General features: G+C 71.3%; 3 protein-coding genes and 2 pseudogenes. All 5 read left to right on the forward strand.

The features are described 5' to 3' along the window. On the forward strand, window positions 1-1,196 hold a 1,196-nt coding region (locus H5J31_RS14855; protein ID WP_181773148.1), incomplete at its 5' end, for a beta-ketoacyl reductase. Between the two features lie 11 nt (window positions 1,197-1,207). Next, the gene (locus H5J31_RS14860; RefSeq protein WP_181773149.1) at window positions 1,208-6,763 is read left to right on the forward strand and encodes a type I polyketide synthase; all 5,556 of its coding nucleotides are present in this window, start codon (window positions 1,208-1,210) and stop codon (window positions 6,761-6,763) included. After that, a pseudogene (locus H5J31_RS14865) lies at window positions 6,760-12,024 on the forward strand (SDR family NAD(P)-dependent oxidoreductase); the annotation flags it as partial. The gene H5J31_RS14860 and the pseudogene H5J31_RS14865, both read left to right, overlap by 4 nt. Window positions 12,025-12,092: 68 nt before the next feature. After that, the gene (locus tag H5J31_RS14870; RefSeq protein WP_407925045.1) at window positions 12,093-18,461 is read left to right on the forward strand and encodes a type I polyketide synthase; all 6,369 of its coding nucleotides are present in this window, start codon (window positions 12,093-12,095) and stop codon (window positions 18,459-18,461) included. After that, window positions 18,458-23,965, forward strand: a pseudogene (locus H5J31_RS40625) (type I polyketide synthase); the annotation flags it as partial. The gene H5J31_RS14870 and the pseudogene H5J31_RS40625, both read left to right, overlap by 4 nt. Window positions 23,966-24,308 lie beyond the last annotated feature (343 nt).

Below are 24,308 nucleotides of genomic sequence, written 5' to 3' on the forward strand. Positions count from 1 at the left end.
TTCTGGTCAGCAGGCGCGGCCCGGCCGCGCCGGGCGCGGCGGAACTGGCGGCGGAGCTGGAAGCACTGGGCGCCACGGTGTCGGTCGTCGCCTGCGACGTCGCCGATCGTGACGCCCTCGCGAACCTGCTCACCACGGCGGGGGAGCGGTATCCGCTCACCGCCGTGGTGCACACGGCCGGTGTGGTCGCCGACGGCGTACTCGACTCCCTGACCCCGGACCGCATCCAGGAGGTCATGCGGCCCAAGGTGGACGCCGCGAGGAACCTGCACGAGCTGACCTGTCATCTGGAGCTGGACGCGTTCGTCCTGTACTCGGCGATGGCCGGGGCGGTCGGCAGCCCGGGGCAGGGTAACTACGCCGCCGCGAACTCGTACCTCGACGCACTCGCCGAGCACCGCCGGGCCGAAGGGCTGACCGCACTGTCGGTCTCCTGGGGCTGGTGGGAGGGCGAGGGGATGGCCCAGCTCGAAGGGGTGGACGAAAGCCGCCTGCGCCGCAACGGCGTGCGGCCGATGGCGCCCGAACGAGCGGTCGCCGAACTGGTCCGTGCAGTTCCCGGTACCGGGCCGACCCTGTTGGTGTCCAATGTGGACTGGGCGGGTTTCGTGCCCGCCTTCACCACCACCCGGCCCAGTCCATTGCTGGACATGCTGGCGGTCGCCGGCTGGGCGGCCGGTCCGGAACGAGCTGTGACCGAGACGGGACCGGCGTTGCCGGAGCACCTGGCGGCGGCTCCGGCGGCGGAGCGGACGAGGATCCTGCTGGATCTGGTCCGCGCACATGTCGCGGACGTACTCGGCCACGACTCCCGTGACACGGTCGAGGTCACCAGGGGCTTCCTGGAACTGGGCTTCGACTCGCTGACCGCGGTGGAGCTGCGCAACCAGCTCGCCGCCCGCACCGGGCTCCGCCTGCCGCCGACGCTGATCTTCGATCACCCCAGCCCGGTCGCTCTCGCGGACTGGCTGCTCACGGAGCTGGCGGGCGAGCAGGGGGAGATCGACCCCCGCGAGGCGCGGGTGCGCGCGATCCTCGCCGCCATCCCGTTGGAACGACTGGAGGAGGCCGGGCTGCTCAACGATCTGCTCGCACTGGACGGCGGCGGCGCGGCCGTACCGGACGGCGTGGAGCTGATCGACGAAATGGATGTCACGAGCCTGGTGCGCATGGCCCGGGAAACCCTCGACTCTTGACGGAGCGAACTGTGTCGGACAGTACGAACACGTCCCAGGCCGAAGTCGTCGGCGCCTTGCGGGACTCGCTGAAGGAAGTCAGCCGTCTCCGGCGGCAGAACCGGCAGCTGGCCGCCGAGGCCCGCGAGCCGATCGCCATCGTGGGCATGGGCTGCCGGTTCCCCGGCGGCGCGAACTCGCCGGAACGGCTGTGGGAACTGCTCGCCGAGGGCCGGGACGCGCTGTCCGGGTTCCCCGCCGACCGTGGCTGGGATCTGGAGAACCTGTACCACCCCGACCCCGACCACCCCGGCACCTCCTACGTCCGCGACGGCGGTTTCCTGCACGACGCCGGACAGTTCGACGCGGAGTTCTTCGGGATTTCGCCGCGGGAAGCACTGGCGATGGACCCGCAGCACCGCCTGCTGCTGGAGGTCGGCTGGGAGACCATCGAACGCTCCGGCATCGACCCGGCGTCCCTGCGCGGCAGTCGGACCGGGGTGTTCGTCGGCACCAACGGGCGGGACTACCCGATGCTGCTGCTGGACGCGCCGGAAGAGCTCGAAGGACATATCGGCATCGGCAACGCGGCCAGCGTCGCCTCCGGGCGGATCTCCTACGAACTGGGCCTGGAAGGTCCCACGGTCACCGTGGACACCGCGTGCTCGTCCTCTTTGGTCGCCCTGCATCTGGCCATGCAAGCGTTGCGGGGCAAGGAATGCTCACTGGCGCTGGTCACCGGTGTCTCGCTGATGACGACACCGGAGGGGTTCATCGGCTTCAGCCGTCAACGCGGACTCGCCGCCGACGGCCGGTGCAAACCCTTCGCCGCCGCGGCCGACGGCACCGGCTGGGGCGAGGGCGTCGGCGCGGTCGTGGTCGAGCGGCTGTCCGACGCGGTCCGGAACGGACGCCGGGTGCTGGCCGTATTACGTGGATCCGCGGTCAACTCCGACGGCGCCAGCAGCGGCCTGACAGCGCCGAACGGACCTTCGCAGGAGCGGGTGATCCGGCAGGCGCTGGCGAGCGCGAGGCTGTCTCCCGCCGAGGTGGACGTCGTCGAGGCGCACGGTACGGGTACCACTCTCGGTGACCCGATCGAGGCGCAGGCGCTGCTCGCGACCTACGGCCAGGATCGGGAAACCCCGCTGCTACTGGGGTCGATCAAGTCGAATATCGGGCACACCCAGGCCGCCGCCGGGATGGCCGGGGTGATCAAGATGGTCGAGGCACTGCGGCGTGGCACGCTTCCGCGCACGCTGCACATCGACGCCCCGACACCCGAGGTGGACTGGGCGGCGGGCTCGGTGGAGCTGCTGACCGAACAGACGCCGTGGCCGGAGCTGGACCGCCCGCGCCGCGCCGGGGTCTCCTCGTTCGGAGTCAGCGGCACGAACGCCCACGTGATTCTCGAAGAGGCACCGGCCGCGGTGGAACCGCCGCCGGCCTCGGTCACCGGCCCGGTGCCCCTCGCGCTGGCCGGCCGGACCGAGGCCGCCCTGCGTGACCAGGCGCGGCGGCTGCTGGAGCTAGTGTCGCGTGACCCTGCTTGTCTTACGCCGCTGCGGCCCACGGCGGACGCAAGACAAAGGGATCACGCGACACTAGAGGAGGACCTGAACCCGGCCGACCTCGGAAGGTCGCTGGTGACCACCCGCACCGCGTTCGAGGAGCGTGCGGTGCTCGTCGGCGAGACCGTGGCCGACCTTCGCGGCGCGCTGCTGTCCTTGGCCGACGGCCTGCCGGACGCCGCGGTGGTCAAGGGCCGGGTTTCGCGGGGCGGTCACCGGCCGGTGTTCGTCTTCCCCGGACAGGGCTCGCAGTGGCCGGGTATGGCGCTGGAGCTGATCGAGACCACGCCGGTGTTCGCCGAGTCGATGGCCGACTGCGCCAGGGCCATCGAATCCTTTGTGGACTGGAAAGTGGCCGAACGGTTGCGCGCACCGGACTTCGACCGGGTCGACGTGGTGCAGCCGTTGTTGTTCGCGGTGCTGGTCTCGCTGGCGAAGCTGTGGCGTCACCACGGTGTCGAACCGGCCGCCGTCGTCGGGCACTCGCAAGGCGAGATCGCCGCGGCCTGTGTCGCGGGCGCGCTGTCCCTGGAGGACGCCGCTCGGGTGGTCACCCTGCGCTCGCGGCTCATCGGCGCCGAGCTCGCCGGGTACGGCGGCATGGTCTCGGTGGCCGCTCCCGCCGAGGAGGTCCGGAACAGGATCGAGCGCTGGGACGGCCGGATCTCCGTCGCCGCCGTCAACGGCTCGAACTCCACGGTCGTCTCGGGTGAACCGGCCGCGCTGGCCGAACTGATCGCCGAGGCCAGGGCGGACAAGGTCCGGGCGAAGGCCGTTCCCGTGGACTACGCCTCGCACTCGGTCCAGGTGGAACGGATCCGGACGTCGCTGATCGAGGTGCTCGCCGGGATCGAACCGTGCGAGTCGGAGGTGCCCTTCTTCTCCACGGTGACCGGGGACTGGCTGGACACCACCACCATGAACCCCGAGTACTGGTACCGGAACCTGCGTCAGACCGTCGAGTTCGACACGGCGGTCCGGAGCCTGGCCGAAGCGGGCTACGGCACTTTCGTCGAGACAAGCCCGCATCCCGTGCTCACCATGGCCGTCGAGGAGACCCTCGGCGAGGGAGTGGTGCTCGGCTCGCTCCGGCGTGACGACGGTGGCCTCCGGCGCTTCCTGCTTTCCCTCGGCGAAGCGTATGTCAACGGCCTGCCGGTCGAGTTCTCCTCCGCGTTCGGCGACTCGACGCGGACGCTCGATCTACCCACCTACCCGTTCCAGCACAGGCGTTTCTGGCCGGAACCCTGGCACGCGGGGAGCGGCGACCCCGCGGGGCTGGGGCTGCGCTCCGCCGCGCATCCCTTGCTGGGCGCGGCGGTCCGCCTCGCCGAGCGCGCCGGAGCGGTGTTCACCGGACGTCTCTCGCTGGGCACCCACCCGTGGCTGGCCGACCACTCCGTGCTCGACACGGTGATCGCGCCGGGTTCGCTGTTCGCGGAGCTGGCCTTGCATGCCGGGGCCGAGCTGGGTGCCCGCACCCTGGAGGAACTGACCCTCGAAGCGCCACTGGTGTTCACGGAGGACTCCGCTTTCCATGTCCAGGTGATCGTCGACGACGGCGGCGTGAGCATCCACTCCCGCCCCGCCGACGCCGAGGCGGACGAGCCGTGGGTCCGGCATGCCGGCGGAATTCTGGGTTCTGAACAGGAAACGGCCGCCGGGTTCGCCGCCGAGTGGCCGCCTCCGGGAGCCGAACCGCTGCCCGCCGCCGAGTTGTATCCGCGGCTCGCCGCGTCGGGCATCGACTACGGACCTTCCTTCCGTGGCCTGAGAGCCGCTTGGCAGCGGGAGAACGAGATCTTCGCCGAGATCCGCTTGCCGGAGGACGTCTCGGCGGACCGGTACGGCGTACATCCAGCGCTGCTGGACGCGGCCCTGCACGGAATGGGGCTGGGCTCGGTGTTCGCCGGCCCCGACGAGGATTCCCAGGGCTCGGTCGCCTTCGCCTGGACCGGGGTGACCCTGCACTCGGCGGGCGCGTCCTCGGTCCGGGTGCGGCTGACTCCGGCCGGGACCGACGCGGTGTCGGTGGAAGTCGCCGACGAAGCGGGCAAGCCGGTCGCTTCGGTGGCCTCGCTGGTGATGCGCCCGGTGACGGCGGCGCAGCTCGGCGACACCGGAAGGCTGCCCCGCAACTCGCTGTTCGCCGTGGACTGGACGGAACTGCCCGCCTTGCCCGCCGAACCTTGGCGTCTCGCGTTGGTGGGCGCGGACGAATGGGGCTGGGGCGACTGGCTCGAACTCGGGGCCCACACCGGGAGTTTCGCGTCGATGCCCGAGCTCGCCCACGCGCTCGAATGGGGTGCTTCGCCGCCGGACATCGTGGTGCTGCCCGTTCCCGGCCTGTCGGGGGAGACGACGGCCGCGATGCGCGACGTCCTGGCCGGGGTGCTCGCCGCGCTTCGCCGGTGGCTGACCGACGAGCGGCTGGCCGACACCCGGCTCGCCGTGGTGACCCGCCGGGCGGTGACCACCGACGGCGCCGATCTCGACCTGAGCGCGTCGCCGGTCTGGGGCCTGGTCCGCAGCGCGCAATCCGAACACCCGGACCGGATCGTCCTGGTGGACATCGACGACGAGAACGCCGCCGTCGGCGTGCTGCCGTCGGTGTTCGACACCGGAGAACCGCAGGTCGCCGTGCGGGCGGGGAAGCTGCTCGCGCCGAGGCTGGTCAAGGTCGGCCCGCCCGCGGGCTCCGGATTCGGCTTCGCCGAGAACGGTACGGTGCTGATCACCGGCGCGTCCGGCGGCCTCGGCAGGCTGGTCGCGAAGCACCTGGTGGAGCGGCACGGGGTGCGGAACCTCGTGCTGCTGTCTCGCCGGGGGATCGAGGCCGCGGGCGCCGCCGAGCAGGCCGCCGAGCTTCGGGAGCTGGGTGCGGAGGTCCGGTATGCGGCCTGCGACGTCGCCGACGCTGACGGACTCGCCGAAGTACTCGCCGCCATTCCCGCCGCGCATCCGCTGACCGGCGTCGTGCACACGGCCGGTGTCGTGGACGACGCCGTGGTGGACCAGCTCACCGACGAGCAGATCGCGCGGGTGCTGCTGCCGAAGGCGCGGGGAGCCTGGCTGCTGCACGAGCTGACCAAGGAGCTCGACCTGGCCGCGTTCGTGCTCTTCTCCTCCGGTGCGACCACTTTCGGCGGTCCGGGGCAGGGTGGGTACGCGGCTGCCAACGCCTTTCTCGACGCGCTCGCCTCGTATCGGCGTACGCGGGGTCTCGCCGCGGTTTCCCTCGCCTGGGGAATGTGGGACGAGGACCGCGGCATGGGCAGCAGGCTGGGGGAGGCCGCGCTCGCACGCATGGCCCGCAACGGCTCACTGCCGCTCTCGGTCGACGACGGTCTCGCGTTGCTCGACGCCACCCACGGTCTCGAGCAGGCGAACCTGGTGCCGGTCCGGCTGGACCTGGCTGTGCTGCGGGCGCAGGCGGGCACCTTGCCCACCTTGTTCGCCGAGCTGATTCCCCCCGCCACCACGGATCCGGCCGCCGACGAGGGCTCGCTGGCGCAGCGTCTGGCCGGGATGACCGAGCCGGAGCGGGAACGCGCGCTCCTGGACCTGGTGCGCCTCCACGCGGCCGCGGTGCTGGGGCACTCCTCCGCCGCGGCGGTCGACCCCCAGCGTCCGTTCCTGGAGATGGGGTTCGACTCGCTGACCGCGGTCGAACTGCGTAACCGGATGGTCCGGGCCAGCGGCGAGAAACTGCGCACCACGCTGGTCTTCGACTTCCCGACCCCGGTACGGCTGGCCGCGCACCTGCGGGAGCGGTTCGCTCTCACCGAGCCCGTCCCGGTGTCGCCGGCGGACCAGGTACTGGCCGGACTGAACGAGATCGGCGAAGCACTGCCCGCCATCGTGTCCGATGTGGACGATCGCGACCGGATCGCCGCGCTGCTGCGCGCGTTGCTGGCCTCCTGCGGGGAACCTGCCGATGATCTCGACTCCGCGACGGACGAGGAACTGTTCGCGCTGGTCGACGACGAGTCCGAGCGAGGAGTGGACATCACGTGACCGAGGACGGCAAACTCCGCGACTATCTGAAGCGGGCGATCAGCGACGCCCGTGACGCCAAGGCACGGTTGCGCGAGGTGACCGAGGCGGCGCACGAGCCGATCGCCATCGTGGGGATGGCCTGCCGGTTCCCCGGCGGGGTGTCCTCGCCCGACGACCTGTGGCGCATGGTGTCGACCGGACGGGACGGCGTCTCCGGCTTTCCCGCCGACCGCGGCTGGGACGTCGCCGGGTTGTTCGACCCCGACCCAGACAATCCCGGCACCGCGTATGTCACCGAGGGCGGCTTCCTGCACGAGGCGGGCCTGTTCGACCCGGCCTTCTTCGGCATCTCACCGCGTGAGGCGCTGGCGATGGACCCGCAGCAACGGCTCCTGCTGGAGACGTCGTGGGAGGCGTTCGAGCGGGCCGGGATCGACCCGTCGTCCTTGCCGGGCAGCAGAACCGGGGTGTTCGCCGGGATCAGCGGGATGGACTACAGCGCCGCGCTGGCGAAGACGGCGAAGGGCCGTGACGGCACGCTCGCGATGAGCACCGGCGGCAGCCTGGTGTCCGGCCGGGTCGCCTACACCCTGGGGCTGGAGGGGCCGGCGGTCACCGTCGACACCGCGTGCTCGTCCTCGTTGGTGGCACTGCATCTCGCCGCGCAGGCCCTGCGCGCGGGCGAATGCTCGCTCGCGCTGGCGGGCGGTGTCACGGTGATGTCGGTGCCCGATCCGTTCGTCACCTTCAGCCGTCAGCGCGGGCTCGCCGCCGACGGCCGGTGCAAGGCGTTCGCCGAGGCGGCCGACGGTTTCAGCCTCGCCGAAGGGGTCGGCGTGCTGGTGGTGGCGCGGCTTTCGGTGGCGAGGGAACGCGGATACCGGGTGCTCGCCGTCTTGCGGGGCTCCGCGGTCAACCAGGACGGGGCGAGCAGCGGGTTCGCCGCTCCCCACGGTCCTTCCCAGGAGAAGGTGATCCTCCAGGCGCTGGCGAGCGCCAGGCTCCGGCCGTCCGAAGTGGACGTCGTGGAGGCGCATGGCACGGGAACCTCGCTGGGCGACCCGATCGAGGCCCACGCGCTGCTGGCCACCTACGGCCAGGACCGGGAGCATCCGCTGCTGCTCGGTTCGGTCAAGTCGAACATCGCCCATACGCAGGCGGCCGCCGGGGTGGCCGGGGTGATCAAGATGGTGGAGGCGATCCGCCACGGCGTACTGCCGCCGACCCTGCACGTGGACACGCCGTCGTCGAAGGTGGACTGGAGTCTGGGCGCGGTCGAGGTGCTGACCGAGGCCAAGCCGTGGCCGGTGCCGGACCGGCCGCGTCGCGCCGGGGTGTCCTCGTTCGGGATCAGCGGCACCAACGCGCACGTCATTCTCGAACAGGTGCCGGCCGAATCCGCCGAAGTCCCAGCGGTGCGGTTTTCGGTGGTGCCGTGGGTGCTCTCCGCCCGGTCCGCCGAGGCGCTGCGCGCTCAGGCTCATCGCCTGGTGTCCTATGTGGACGCGAATCCCGAGGCGCGGATCGACGAGGTCGGTGTTTCCCTCGCCGCCCGCACGTCGTTCGAAGAGCGCGCGGTCGTCGTCGGAACCGGGCCGGCGGAGCTGAGGGAAGGGCTCGTCTCGATCGCCTCCGGCAACACCGCGGCGGGAGTCGTGCTGGGTACGGCGTCCGCTGAGGACCGGGTGGTGTTCGTGTTCCCCGGTCAGGGTTCGCAGTGGGCCGGGATGGCCGTCTCGCTGCTGGAAAGTTCGCCTGTGTTCGCCGCCCACTTCGCCGACTGCGCCGCGGCGCTGGAGGCCCACGTGGACTTCTCCGTGACAGACGTGCTTCGTGGTGAGTCAGGAGCGCCGACCCTGGACCGCGTCGATGTCGTCCAGCCGGTGTTGTTCGCGGTGCTGGTCTCACTGGCCGGGCTTTGGCGTTCGCACGGTGTTGAGCCCGCCGCGGTGGTCGGCCACTCGCAGGGCGAGATCGCCGCCGCGTATGTCTCGGGCGCGCTGTCCCTCGCCGACGCCGCGAGTGTGGTCGCCCTGCGGTCGAAGCTGATCGCCGAGGTGCTCGCCGGGCACGGCGGCATGGTCTCGATCGCCTTGCCCGCCGAAAAGGTGGCCGTGCGGATCAAGGACCGGGGCAGCCTGTCGATCGCCGCGGTGAACAGCCCGGACTCCGTCGTGATGTCCGGCGACCCCGTCGCGCTGGCCGAGCTGGTGGCCGATTGCACCACCGAGGGCGTGCGGGCGAAGAAGATCCCGGTGGACTACGCCTCGCATTCCGCGCATGTGGAGCGCATCAAGGACCGGCTGCTCGACGCACTCGCCCATCTCACCCCGGTCCGCGGCAAGATCCCGTTCTTCTCGACGGTGACAGGGGACTGGTTCGACACCTCGGGCCTGGACGCCACCTACTGGTACACGAACCTCCGCGAGCGGGTGCGTTTCGACGTCGCCGTGGGCGGACTGGCCGCGCAGGGCCACGGGATCTTCCTGGAGACCAGTCCGCATCCGGTCCTCACCACGGCCGTGCAGGAGAGCTCGGACACGGCGATCGCGCTCGGCACCCTGCGTCGCGACGACGGCGGGCTGGACCGTTTCCTGCTTTCCGTCGGTGAACTGCACACGCGCGGGATCTCGCCGGACTGGTCGACCGTGTTCCCCGCGAGCGTGCCGGTGGAGCTGCCCACCTATGCCTTCCAGCACAAGCGGTACTGGCCCGAACCGGAGCCGGGCGGCGCCGGCGATCTCGGCGCGGTCGGGCTCGGTCTCGCCGGGCATCCGCTGCTGGACGCGGTGGTCGAACTCCCGGACGGGTTCCTGCTGACGGGACTGCTTTCGCTGCGGACGCATCCGTGGCTGGCCGACCACTCGGTGCTGGACACGGTGATCCTGCCGGGAACGGCGTTCGTCGAGCTGGCCTTGCGGGCGGGGGCCGAAGCCGGCCTCGGCCGGATCGAGGAGCTGACTCTGGAGACCCCGCTGACGCTGCCCGAGGACGGGCCGGTCCAGCTGCGGGTGCTGGTGGGTGCCGAGGAAGCGGGGCGGCGGGAGGTGACCGTCCACTCGCGACGCGACGACGAGCCGTGGACGCGGCACGCCACCGGCACACTGACCGAAGCCGCTCTGTCCACCATGGACACCAAGATCCCGGAGTGGCCGCCCGCCGGCGCGACGGCGCTCGCGGTGGACGAGATCTACCCGCGCCTGGAAGAAGCAGGGATCGGCTACGGCCCCCTGTTCACCGGTCTGCGGTCGGCTTGGCGGACCGAGGACGCCGTGTTCGCCGAAGTCGGGCTGTCCGAGGAAGCCGAAACCGGTCGGTTCGGCATTCACCCGGCGCTGCTCGACTCGGCGTTGCATCCGGCCGATCCGGTCCTGGAACGGGACGGCGACGACGCGCGGTTGCCGTTCAGCTGGAGCGGGGTGACCCTGCACGCGAACGGCGCCTCGACTCTGCGGGTCCGGATCGCCTCCGGTGGCGAGGACACGCTTTCGCTGACCGCGTTCGACGAATCCGGCGCACCGGTGATCTCCGTGGACTCGCTGGTCCTGCGCCCGGTGTCGCGAAGCCTGTTTTCCGACCAGCGACGAAACCCGCTGTACCGGGTGGACTGGACACCGGTGACCCCGGTGAACACGATGGCCGGAACGCCAGGGGTCATCGTGGAGTGCCCGGTGGCCGACTCGGTCGGCGAAACGCTCGGCCAGGTGCTCGGCCTGCTTCAGTCCTGGTTGCGGGAGGACGCGCCACTGGTCTTGGTGACCGACGGCGCGGTCGCGGTCGGCGACGAGCCCGCGCCGAGGAATCCGGCGCAGGCCGCCGTCTGGGGCCTGGTCCGGAGCGCTCAGTCGGAGCATCCCGGCCGGTTCGTCCTCGTCGACACCGCGACGCCGGAGTCGGTGCCGTTCGTGCCGGACGAACCGCAGCTGGCCGTCCGCGGTGGTCGGCTCTTCGTGCCCCGGCTCGCGAAAACGGTGCTCCCGGCGACCGGGGAGACGGTGTTCGCGGCCGGTGGGACGGTGTTGATCACCGGTGGCTCCGGCACGCTCGCCGGCCTTCTCGCCCGGCATCTGGTGACCACGCACGGCGTCGAGCGCCTGATACTGGCCAGCCGCAGCGGACGGCTCCCGGAAGCCCTGAACGGCGTCGAGAACGCCGAGATCACCGCGGTCGCCTGTGACGTGGCCGATCGGGACGCTCTCGCCGCGGCGCTGGACGCGATCCCCGACGGGCATCCGCTGACCGGGGTGGTGCACACCGCGGGCGTGGTCGACGACGGGGTGATCGAGTCGCTGACCGCCGACCGGTTCGAGCGGGTGCTCGGGCCGAAACTGGACGGTGCCCGCAACCTGCACGAGCTGACCGCGGGGCTGGACCTGGCCGCGTTCGTGCTCTTTTCTTCCGGTGCGACCACGTTCGGGGCACCAGGGCAGGGAAACTATGCCGCCGCCAACGCCGGCCTCGACGCGCTGGCGCAGCAACGCAAGGCGGACGGGCTCCCCGCCGTGTCCCTCGCCTGGGGGCTCTGGGCCGAACGCAGCGGGCTCACCGGCGATCTCACCGACTCCGACCTCGCCAGGATGGCGCGCAGCGGTTCCGCTCCGATGTCCACAGAGGACGCACTGGCCTTGTTCGATCGCTCACTGACCGCGGAGCCCGCCGTACTGGTGCCGATCCAGTTCGACTCCCGCGTGCTCCGGAAACAGGCGGAGGCCGGCACCCTTCCCGCGCTGCTGCGTGGTCTCGTCCGGCTCCCCGCCGCCTCCCGTTCCCAGGCCACCGAGGACATTTCGTGGGCGGAACTCCCGGCCGGCGACCGGGTGCGCAAACTGCTCGACCTCGTCCGGAAGCAGGCCGCCGACGTGCTCGGGCACGACGCTGAGGGGGAAGGCGCGGTCGGACCGGACCGGGCGTTCAAGGAGCTCGGTTTCGACTCGCTCACCTCGGTCGAACTGCGGAACCGGCTGAGCGCGGCCACCGGGCTCAGGCTGCGGGCCACCCTCGCCTTCGACCAGCCGACCGCGACCGCGCTGGCCGCGTACCTGTCCGACCAGTTCTCCGTAGACGAGGTCGGGGCCGCCGACGAGGTGCTGACGCAGCTCGACCGGATCGAGCTCCTGCTCACCGGACTGGACGACGGCGACCGCGGCCGGGTCACCGCCCGGCTGCGGGCGCTGGCCGCCAGGAACGCGGGCGAACGGGAAGAGACCGCTAGCGACCGGCTGAGCTCGGCCAGCGACGACGAGATGTTCGCCTTCATCGACCAAGAGCTCGGAATCTGATGCCGCAGCGCGAACCGAAGGGCACTGGAATGTCCACAGAGGACAAACTGCGCGACTACCTCCGCCGGGTGTCGGCCGATCTGCACGCCACCCGGCAGCGGCTCACCGATGTCGAGGACCGACGCCACGAACCGATCGCCGTGGTCGGGATGAGCTGCCGGTTCCCCGGCGGGGTGCGCGATCCCGAGCAGCTCTGGCGGCTGGTGGCCGACGGGGTCGACGCGGTCACCGAGTTCCCGGCGGATCGAGGCTGGGACGTCGGCGGGCTGTACGACCCGGATCCGGACCACGCCGACACCACCTATGCGAAGGAGGGCGGCTTCCTCGACGAGGCGGGCGAGTTCGACGCCGGGTTCTTCGGCATCTCGCCGCGTGAGGCGCTGGCGATGGACCCGCAGCAACGGCTGCTGCTGGAATCGGCCTGGGAGGTCTGCGAACACGCCCGCATCGACCCGGCGACCCTGCGCGGAAGCCGTACCGGGGTGTTCGCCGGGGCGATGTATCACGACTACGGCGTCCGGCTCACGCCCGTGCCGAAGGGCACCGGCCGCTACCTGAGCAACGACAGCATCGGCAGTCTCGTGTCCGGCCGGATCGCCTACGCGCTGGGCCTGGAGGGGCCGGCGGTCACCGTGGACACCGCCTGCTCCTCCTCGCTGGTGGCGCTGCACATGGCCGTCCGGTCCCTGCGCGAGGGCGAATGTTCGCTCGCCATGGCGGGCGGTGTCGCGGTGATGTCCACGCCGTGGTTGTTCGTGGAGCTGAGCCGTCAGCGCGGACTGGCGAAGGACGGACGCTGCAAGGCCTTCTCCGCCGCGACCGACGGCGCCGGGTTCTCCGAGGGGGCCGGGCTGCTGCTTCTGGAACGGCTGTCCGACGCCGAACGCCTCGGCCACCGCGTGCTGGCCGTCGTGCGGGGGACGGCGGTGAACCAGGACGGCGCGAGCAACGGGTTCAGCGCGCCGAACGGCAACTCCCAGGAGAAGGTGATCCGGCAGGCGCTGGAGGACGCACGCCTGACCACCAAGGACATCGACGCGGTCGAAGCACACGGCACCGGGACCTCGCTCGGCGATCCGATCGAGGCGCACGCGTTGCTGGCCACCTACGGCCAGGATCGTCCGCGGCCGTTGTGGCTGGGCACCATCAAGTCGAACATCGCCCACGCGCAGGCCGCGGCCGGGGTGGCCGGGGTGATCAAGATGGTGCAGGCGATCCGGCACGGTGTGCTGCCGCGAACCCTGCATGTCGACCAGCCCTCGCCGCGAATCGACTGGGACGCCGGGAACATCGAGCTGCTGACCGGGTCGCGAGAGTGGCCGGAGACCGGGCAGCCGCGACGGGCGGGCGTATCCTCGTTCGGGATCAGCGGTACCAACGCGCACGTCATCCTCGAAGGTGTCGCCGCCACGACTGAGCCGAAACCGTCCGAAAAGGACACTGGTACTTCACTGGTCGTCCTTTCCGGCAAGGGACGTGACGCCCTGCGCGGTCAGGCGGCCAAACTGCTGTCCTTCGTGGACGAGAATCCGGACGCGTCGCGGGCGGATATCGGTTTCTCGCTGGCGACCACCAGGTCCGCGCTGGAACATCGGGCCGCGTTCGTCAGCGAGAACCGGGCCGAGCTGCGCGCGTCCTTGTCCGCGCTCGCCGAGGACCGGCCAGGGCCGGGTATCGCACAGGGCATGGCGCCGTCCGCCGCCCGCGTGGTGTTCGTGTTCCCCGGCCAGGGCACGCATTGGGCGGGGATGGCGGGCGAGCTGCTGGACACCGCGCCCGTGTTCGCCGAGGCGCTCCACTCCTGCGCCGAGGCACTCGCCGAATTCACCGGTTGGAACCTGCTCGACGTCCTGCGGGAGGCACCTGGAGCGCCGCCCCTGGAACGGGTCGATGTGCTCCAGCCGTCGTCGTTCGCGGTGATGGTGTCGCTGGCGAAGCTGTGGGAGTCGATGGGGGTGCGGCCGGACGCGGTGGTCGGGCATTCCCAGGGCGAGATCGCCGCCGCCTACGTCTCCGGCGCGCTGAGCCTGCGTGACGCCTGCCGGGTAGTGGCGTTGCGCAGCCGGGAGCTGGTCGCGCTCGCCGGGCTGGGCGGCATGATCTCGGTGGAGCGGACCCACGAGGAAGTGGCCGCCTGGCTGGAACCCTGGGCGGACCGGCTCGCCGTCGCCGCGGTGAACGGCCCCACCTCGGTGGTGGTGTCCGGAGAGCGGGACGCGCTCACCGAGTTCGGCCGGATCCTCGCCGCCGAGCGCGCTTTGCGCTGGGAGATTCCCGGCGTCGACTTCCCCGCCCACTCCGCGTCGATCGACCGGCTTTCCGATGTGCTGCACCAGGTCCTCGAACCGATCACGCCGGGAAAGGCGGAGATCCCGTTCTACTCGGCCACCGATTCGCGATGGCTCACCGGAACCGAGCTGGACGCTGCGTACTGGTACCGGAACCTGCGGCGAACGGTCCGGTTCGAAGCGGCGACGACGGCTCTGATCGAGGAGGGGCACACCGTGTTCGTCGAGGTCAGTGCCCATCCCGTACTGGCCATGTCGGTGGAGGCGACCGCCGAGGTCGCCGGGAAACGGATCGCCGCCGTCGGCTCCCTGCGCCGAGGTGAAGGCGGTCTCAAACGGTTCCTGCTCTCGGTCGGTCAGGCCCAGGTGCACGGGGCCACCGTCGACTGGCCCGCGGTGTTCCCCGGAGCGCGGCGCATCGACCTGCCCACTTACGCCTTCCAGCACGAGCGGTACTGGCACGACACGACCACCGACGTGGCCGACGCCGCCGGGTTCGGGCTCACCCCGGCCGGGCATCCGCTGCTCGGTGCGGCGGCGGACCTGCCGGACACCGACGGGTTCCTGATGACCGGCCTGCTTTCCCGGCACGGCCAGCCGTGGCTGGCCGACCACTCGGTGATGGGCGAGGTGATCCTGCCGGGGACCGCGTTCGGCGAGCTCGCCCTGCGCGCCGGGGACGAGGTCGGCTGCCCGGTGGTGGAGGAACTGACCATCGAAGTGCCGCTGCTCCTGCCCGAGCAGGGCGGGGTCGCGGTGCGCGTGCTGGCCGGCCCGGCCGACGAGACCGGTTCCCGTTCGCTGAGCGTGTACGCCCGGCCGGACGGTGCGGACGTATGGACCCGCCACGCCGGCGGAATCCTTGCTCCGCAAGGTGACGAGTCGCCCGACCGCCTGACCGCCTGGCCACCCGAGGACGCCGAGGAGATCGACCTCGCCGAGTTCTACGACCGGATCAACGAGACCACCTTGTATTACGGGCCCGCGTTCCAGGGTTTGCGGGCCGCCTGGCGGCGTGGCCGGGAGATCTACGCCGAGGTCGGCCTGCCGGAGACCCAGCACGCCGACGCCGCGCGGTTCGGGCTGCACCCGGCGTTGCTGGACGCCGCGCTGCACGGAATCGGTCTCGGAACCTTGATCGACACCGGCAAGGACCCGAACCGGGTGCTGCTGCCGTTCTCCTGGAACGGCCTGAGCCTGCACGCCTCGGGCGCCACCGCGGTGCGGGTCCGGCTCGCGCCCGCCGGGGACCTGATGTCGGACGGGATCTCGGTGCTGGTCACCGACGAAGCGGGCACTCCGGTGGCCACGGTGGACTCACTGGTCGTGCGACCGGTCGCCGCGGAGCAACTCCGCGCGGCCCGTAGCGGCGGTTCCCTCTACCGCGTCGACTGGATTCCGGCACCCGCCACCTCGACCGACGCCGGTCGGGGAGTGGGGCTCGACTCACTCGATCTTGAGTCCATTTCGGACACCGGAGACCATGTCGTGTACTCCTGCCCGGTGGGCTCCGGCGTACCGGACGAGGAAGCCGTCCGCACTTCGGTGAACGAGACACTCGGGCTGCTCCAGTCCTGGTTGGACGATGAACGGTTCGCCGACGCCAAGCTGGTCGTCGTCACCCGCAACGCGGTCGCCGCGACTCCGGAGGACGGCGAACCGGACCTCCTGCACGCTCCGCTGTGGGGTCTGCTGCGGTCCGCCCAGTCGGAGAACCCGGACCGGTTCGTGGTGGTGGACGTCGACGACCACGACTCGTCACAAGCGAAGCTGGCCGAGGCGGTGGCCACCGGAGAACCGCAGGCGGCGATCCGCGGCGGCGCGATCCTGCTCCCCAGGCTGGCCGGTGCCGACACCGCCGGAGTGCTCACCCCGCCGGACGAACCCGCCTGGCGTCTGGACATCCCGACCACCGGCACCTTCGACAACCTCGTGCTCAGCCCCTGCCCGGAAGTGCTGGAACCGCTGGCGGACGGGCAGGTCCGGGTGGAGGTCCGCGCGGCCGGGTTGAACTTCCGCGACGTCCTTTACGGACTCGGGCTTTCCTTGGGGGAGGGCTCGTTCGGCGGCGAGGCCGCGGGTGTGGTGCTCGACGTCGGTCCCGGTGTGACGAACGTGGGGCCCGGCGACCGGGTGATGGGCGCGCTCGCCGGCGCCTTCGGCCCGGTGGCCGTCGCGGACCACCGCATGATGACGAAGATCCCGGCCGGGCTGACCTTCGCCGAAGCCGCCACCGTGCCGATCGCCTTCCTCACCGCGTACTACGGCCTGGTGGACCTCGCCGGTCTGCGCCGGGGGGAGACGCTGCTGGTGCACGCCGCCGCCGGCGGTGTCGGCATGGCGGCCGTGCAGATCGCCCGCCATCTCGGTGCGGAGATCTACGGCACGGCGAGTGAGGGGAAGTGGGACGCGCTGCGGACCACCGGGTTCGCGGACGACCGCATCGGCTCCTCGCGCTCCCTCGACTTCGCGCCGAAATTCCTGGAGACCACGGGCGGGCTCGGGGTGGACGTGGTGCTCAACTCGCTGGCCCGCGAGTACGTCGACACCTCGCTGGGGCTGCTGCCGCGCGGCGGCCGGTTCCTGGAAATGGGCAAGACCGACAAGCGGATCCCGGAGCAGGTCGCGGCCGATCACCCCGGCGTCCGGTACGAGGCGTACGACCTGCAGGAAGCCGGTCTGGACCGGATCCAGTCCATGCTCGTGGAGCTGGCCGGGCTGTTCGAGCAGGGGTTGCTCCGACCGCTTCCGCTACGGGCCTGGGACGTGCGCCGCGCGCCGCAGGCGTTCCGCCATCTCAGCCAGGCGAAGCACGTCGGCAAGGTGGTGCTCACCTGCCCGCCGTCTCATCGTCAACAAGGGACGATCCTGGTCACCGGCGGTTCCGGCACGCTCGGCGGCCTCGTCGCCAGGCATCTGGTCCGCGAGTACGGCGCCCGCGACGTGATCCTGGCCAGCCGTAGCGGCCGGGGCTCGGCGGAACTGGCCGCCGAGATGAAGGAGCTGGGCGCCCGGGTCCGGTTCGCCGCCTGCGACGTCGCCGACCGTGCGGCGCTGGCGGCTCTGCTCGCCGGAATCCCGGCGGACCGGCCGCTGACCGGCGTGGTGCACACCGCGGGCGTGCTCGCCGACGCCGTACTCGGCCAGCTCACCCCGGAGCAGGTCGAGCAGGTGCTGCGGCCCAAGGTCAAGGGCGCGCTCAACCTGCACGAGCTGACGCGGGACCTCGATCTGTCGATGTTCGTGCTGTTCTCTTCGGGTGCGGCCACTTTCGGCTCGCCAGGTCAGGGGAACTACTCCGCGGCGAACGCGTTCCTCGACGCGCTGGCGGCGCACCGGCGTGGCAGCGGACTTCCGGCGATCTCGCTGGCCTGGGGCCTGTGGGCCGAGCGCAGTGCGCTGACCGCGAGGCTGGACGAGGCCGATCTCTCCCGGATGGCCCGCGGCGGCGCGGTCGCACTGTCCACTGAGGACGGACTGGCACTGTTCGACACCGCGCTGGCCACGGACGAACCGATGCTGGTGCCGGTCCGGATGGATCTCGCCGTCCTGCGCGGTCAGGGTGACCGTCTTCCGGCGCTGTTCCGCGGTCTGGTCCGTACCCGGTCCCGCCGCGTGGCCGGGGCCGACGCCTCCGGTGCCCGGTCTTTGCGGACCGAGCTTCCGCGAATGCCTCAGGAGGAACGCGACCGCGCGGTGCTGGACCTGGTGCGCTCCCACGCCGCCGCGGTGCTGGGCCACCACTCGGCCGATGGCGTCGAACCGGAACGGGCCTTCAAGGACCTCGGGTTCGACTCGCTGACCTCGCTCGAGCTCCGCAACCGGCTCACTTCGGCCACCGGGCTGAAACTGCGCGCCACGCTGATCTTCGACCATCCGACACCGGTCGAGCTGGCGCGGCGGCTGCTGACCGACCTCGCTCCCGACTCGCAGGCGCGGCCGGTGGCGGCGGCCGAAAGCGGGGACGCGGAGATCGAACGGCTGCTGTCGACCATCCCGGCGAGCCGGGTGCGGGAAGCCGGGCTGCTCGACGCCCTGCTGCGCCTGGCCAAGGGTGGCGAGCCCGCGGCGCCGGTTTCGGAGGGCGAGATCGACGACATGGACGTGCAGAGCCTGCTGCGCAAGGCGAGCCAGAGCCTCGGCTCCTGAACCACGGAATGGGGAAACCAGTCATGGAGGCACCGGCCGAGCAGGTGGTCGTCGCGCTGCGGGATTCGCTCAAGGAGATCGACCGGCTCCGCGCGCGGAACCAGCAGCTCTCGGACGCGCCGGCCGAGCCGATCGCGATCGTCGGGATGAGCTGCCGGTTCCCCGGCGGCGTCGGCTCGCCCGAGGAACTGTGGCGGCTGGTGGCCGACGAGGTGGACGCGGTCGGGGAGTTCCCCGCCGATCGCGGCTGGCCCGAGGAGGGCAGCGGCGGTTTCCTGCCCGACGCCGGGGAGTTCGACGCCGCGTTCTTCGGGATCAGCCCGCGTGAGGCGCTGGCGATGGACCCGCAGCAACGGCTGCTGCTGGAAGTGTCCTGGGAGGTGCTCGAACGCGCCGGGGTCGATCCGGGAACCTTGCGGGGAAGCCGGACCGGCGTGTTCGTCGGGACCCACGGACAGGACTACCTCGGCCTGCTGACCAGCGCCGCGCAGAGCGACGGCTACCTCGCCACCAGCACCAGCGCGAGCATCATGTCCGGCCGCGTCGCCTATACCTTCGGTCTCGAAGGGCCCGCGGTCACAGTGGACACCGCCTGCTCGTCCTCGCTGGTGGCGCTGCACCTCGCGGCACAGGCGCTGCGGGCGGGGGAGTGTTCCCTGGCGCTCGTCGGCGGGGTTTCCGTGGTGTGCATGCCGGACGGGCTGGCCGCCTTCCGGAAACAGGGCGGGATGGCCCCGGACTTCCGGTGCAAGGCGTTCGCCTCGGCGGCGAACGGCACCGGCTTCGCCGAAGGCGTCGGCATGCTCGCGGTGGAACGGCTGTCGGAGGCCCGGCGCAACGGTCACCGCGTGCTCGCGGTGATGCGGGGCAGCGCGGTCAACTCCGACGGCGCGTCGAACGGCATGACCGCGCCCAACGGACGATCACAGGAAGCGGTCATCCGGCAGGCGCTGGCGAACGCGCGCCTCACCACGGCGGACGTCGACGCGGTGGAGGCGCACGGCACGGGGACCTCGCTCGGCGACCCCATCGAAGCCCACGCGCTCCTGGCCACCTACGGCCAGGGCCGCGAACGCCCGCTGCTGCTGGGTTCGCTGAAGTCGAACATCGGGCACGCGCAGGCCGCCGCCGGAGTGGCGGGAGTGATCAAAACGGTGATGGCGCTCCGCAAGGGCGTGTTGCCGCGCACCTTGCACGTCGACGAGCCTTCGCGGCACATCGACTGGGAATCGGGCTCGGTCGAACTGCTCACCGAGGCGCGGGACTGGCCGGAGACCGGACGTCCGCGCCGGGCCGGGGTGTCCTCGTTCGGGATCAGCGGCACCAACGCGCACGTGATCCTCGAACAGGTGCCGGAGCAGGCGGCGGTCTCCTCGCCGGAGCCCGACGGCGTGGTGCCATGGGTGCTGTCCGCGCGCGGCGCCAAGGCGCTCGACGCCCAAGCGGGACGGCTGCTCGCCGCCGATGGACAGTCCACTGTGGATTCAATCGTGGACATCGCACGCTCGCTGCTGACCACCCGGTCCGCACTGGACCATCGTGCGGTGGTGGTCGGCCGGAGTCGCGACGAGCTGCGCCGGGGTCTCGCCGCACTGGCCGCGGGCGAGCCGGACGCGGCCGTGGTCCGTGGTTCGGCCGGTTCCGGGAAGCTGGCGTTCCTGTTCTCCGGTCAGGGTTCCCAGCGGCTGGGCATGGGACGTGAACTGGCCGGGGAGTACCCGGTCTTCGCCGCCGCCTTCGACGAGGTCCGTGCCGAGCTGGACCGGCATCTCGACCAGCCGCTGGACACGGTGGTGGACTCGGACGCGTTGCACCGCACGGAGTACACGCAGGCCGCCCTGTTCGCCTTCGAGGTGGCGCTGTTCCGGCTCGTGGAGCACTGGGGCGTCCGCCCGGATTTCGTCTCCGGACATTCGATCGGCGAGCTGAGCGCCGCGCACGTCGCCGGAGTGCTCTCCCTCTCCGACGCGGCCCGGCTCGTCGCGGCCCGCGGCAGGCTGATGCAGGCGTTGCCCGGTGGGCACGACGCGGGAGCGATGCTGGCGGTGGCGGCGTCCGAAGCGGAAGTGCTGCCGCTGCTGGATGGCGAGGTGTCGATCGCTGCGCTGAACGGTCCCCGGTCCACTGTGGTCTCCGGCGCGGCGACGGCGATCGAGCGGATCGCCGCGCACTGGACCGGTGAAGGCCGCAAATGCAAGCGCCTCAACGTCTCCCACGCGTTCCACTCACCCTTGATGGAACCGATGCTGGAGGACTTCCGTCGCGTCGCCGAGGGCATGACCTTCTATCGGCCTCGGTTCCCTGTGGTGTCCAATCTGACCGGTGAGCCGGTGACCGCGTTCTCCGCAGGGCACTGGGTACGGCATGTCCGCGAGGCCGTGCGGTTCCACGACGGCATCGACTGGCTGCGTGCTCACGGCGCCGGACGGTTCCTGGAGATCGGGCCGGACGCCGTGTTGACGGCCATGGCGCGTGATTGCGTCGTCGAACCGGAAGGCGGGCGGAAGGCGGTGCTCGCGGCGACCTGCCGCAAGGACCGGTCCGAACCGCTCACACTGCTGAGGGCGCTCGGGCGGCTGTATGCCGACGGGGTGAAGGTCGACTGGCTCGCCGTGCTCGGCGACGCGGGCCGCACGGTCGATCTCCCGACGTACGCCTTCCAGCGCAAGCGTTACTGGCCGGCGGCGCAGTTCGGTTCCCACGAGCCGATCGCGTCCGCCGAGCAGGTTCCCGAGCCTAGGGTGACGTCGCCACCACGTGAACTTCCCGAACTGCTGGCGTTGGTGCGCCGGAGCGCGGCCACCGTGCTCGGCCATGATTCGCCGGACGAGATCGACCCGGCGGAACCGTTCGCCGACCTCGGTTTCGACTCGATGACCGCGGTCGAGTTCCGCACCCTGCTAGCCGACGCCGCCGGCGTCGCCCTGCCCGCCACGCTGGTGTTCGACTATCCGACGTCCGAGGTGCTCGCTCGTCATCTTCGTTCGGTGCTCGCGGGCGAGACCGGCGAGATCACCGTGACCACCACCGGCGCCGTCGAAAACGAGCCGATCGCCATCATCGGCATGAGCTGCCGCTATCCCGGTGGGGTGGCCACCCCGGAAGACCTCTGGCGGCTGGTCGACTCGGGCACCGACGCGATCTCCGGTTTCCCGGCCGACCGCGGCTGGGATCTGGCCGGGTCGTTCGACCCGGACCCGGACAAGGCGGGCAAGAGCTACACCGAGCACGGCGGATTCGTGCTGGACGCCGCCGACTTCGACAGCGGCTTCTTCGGTATCGGCCCGCGTGAGGCGCTGGCGATGGACCCGCAGCAGCGGTTGCTGCTGGAAGCCGCCTGGGAGGCGGTGGAACGCTCCGGTATCGACCCGGTGTCCCTGCGGGGCAGCCGGACCGGGGTGTTCGCCGGTGTCGTGTCCCACGACTACGCCAGCCGCCTGCGGGTGGTGCCGGACGAGCTCGCGGGCTATCTGGGCAACGGCAGCGCGGCGAGTGTCCTTTCCGGACGGATCTCGTACCTGTTCGGCTTCGAGGGACCGGCCATGACGGTCGACACCGCGTGCTCGTCGTCCTTGGTCGCGTTGCACTTGGCCGCGCAGGCGCTGCGATCGGGGGAGTGTTCGCTCGCGCTGGCCGGCGGGGTGACCATCATGTCCACCCCGGCCGCGTTCATCGAGTTCAGCCGCCAGCGCGGGCTCGCGGTGGACGGCCGCTGCAAATCCTTCGCCGCCGCGGCCGACGGAACGAGCTGGGGCGAGGGCGTCGGCGTGGTGATGGTCGAACGGCTCTCCGACGCGCTGCGCAACGGGCGGGAGATCCTCGCGGTGATGCGGGGTTCGGCGGTGAACTCCGATGGCGCGTCGAACGGCCTGACCGCGCCGAACGGGCCGTCGCAGCAGCGGGTGATCCGCCAGGCACTGGCCACCGCGAAACTTGAACCGCGAGACATCGACCTCGTGGAGGCGCATGGCACGGGCACCAGGCTCGGCGATCCGATCGAGGCACAGGCCCTGCTCGCCACCTACGGCCAGGACCGTGACGAGCCCGTGGGTCTCGGCTCGCTGAAGTCCAATATCGGGCACACCCTCGGCGCCGCCGGTGTCGGCGGGGTGATCAAGGCGGTGCTCGCGCTGCGACACGGCGTCTGGCCGAAGACGCTGCACGTGGACGAGCCCTCACCGGAGATCGACTGGTCGGTGGGTGCGGTGAAGCTGCTCACCGAGTCGGCTCCCTGGCCGGAGACGGGCCGTCCACGGCGGGCGGCGGTGTCGTCCTTCGGGGTCAGCGGCACCAACGCCCACGTGATCTTGGAGCAGGCGCCCGAGCGGGAGGAGCCGGTGACCACGGCGAATCTGCCCGCGGTGCCCTGGCTGCTCTCGGCCAAGTCGGAGGTGGCGCTGCGGGCGCAGGCCGCCCGGCTGCGGTCCGCGGTGGCGGGGATGAATCCCCTGGACGTCGCCTTCTCACTGGCCACCACCCGATCTCGGTTCACTCATCGCGCTGTCGTCGTGGGCGACGGGGAAAGCCTGCTCACCGGGCTGGACGCGCTCGCTTCCGGGGCGAGCCTGCCGGAAACCGTGGGCGGTGGGACCGCGTTCCTGTTCTCCGGTCAGGGTTCCCAGCGGCCGGGAATGGGACGGGAGCTCTACGACACGTTCCCCGTTTTCGCTCGGGCCTTCGACGAGGTTTGTGAACGCCTCGAAGTTCACCTCGGCGCGTCCGTGCGCGAGGTCGTCTTCGGTACGGACGCCGACCAGCTCGGCGAAACGGTCTTCACGCAAACGGGCTTGTTCGCCTTCGAGATCGCGTTGTTCCGCCTGCTGGAGAGCTGGGGCGTCCGTCCCGACCACGTGCTCGGCCATTCCATCGGCGAGCTGGCCGCCGCCCACGCCGCCGGGGTGCTCGGCCTCGACGACGCGGCGAAGCTGGTCGCCGCTCGCGGACGGCTGATGCAGGAACTCCCGCGTGGCGGGGCGATGGTGTCCGTGCAGGCGTCCGAGGCCGAGGTTCTCCCGCTGCTCGGGGACGGTGTGGCGATCGCCGCGATCAACGGCCCGGCCGCCACGGTGCTCTCCGGCGAGGAGGCCGCTGTGCTGGCCGTCGCGGAGGCCCTGGCGGCGCGAGGCCGTCGTACCAAGCGGCTCAAGGTGAGCCACGCGTTCCATTCGCCGCTGATGGACGACATGCTCGAGGAGTTCGGCCGGGTCGCCGAATCCCTCGACCACGCCGAACCGAAGATCCCGCTGATGTCCACTATGGACGGCGCGCCGGTGCGGATCGATGCCGGCCACTGGGTCCGGCACGTGTCCAGGGGAGTCCATTTCCAGCAGGCCGTGGACCGGCTGCGAAGCGACGGCGTGCGGCGCTTCGTCGAGCTGGGCCCCGACGGGATCCTGACCGCGATGGCACTGGACTGCTCGGCGGAGCTCGCCGTCGCCACCGCGCGCCGGGATCGTCCGGAAGTGGAGGCGTTGTTCGGTGCGGTCGGCCTGTTGCATGTGGACGGTGCTTCCGTCGACTGGGCGGCCGTGTTCGCCGGGACCGGCGCGCGTCGTGTCGACCTGCCGACCTACGCGTTCCAGCGGCAGCGTTACTGGCTGGAGGACAGTGAGCCGGTCGCCGCCGACGCGGACGGACTGGGCCTGGCCTCGGCCGGGCACCCCCTGCTGGGGGCGGCGGTCGGGTTCGCCGAAGGTGACGGGTTGATGCTGACCGGCCGGACGGCGTCCGCGTTGAGCGCCTCCGCACTGGTGGAACTGGCGTTCCGCGCCGGGCAGGAAGTCGGGCTCGACCGGATCGAGACGCTGACCGTGGACAGCCCGATCGCCGGTGAGAACCGGAGGCTCC

This window comes from Amycolatopsis pittospori (genome assembly GCF_013870525.1).
In the GTDB taxonomy this organism is placed as follows: Bacteria; Actinomycetota; Actinomycetes; order Mycobacteriales; family Pseudonocardiaceae; genus Amycolatopsis; species Amycolatopsis pittospori.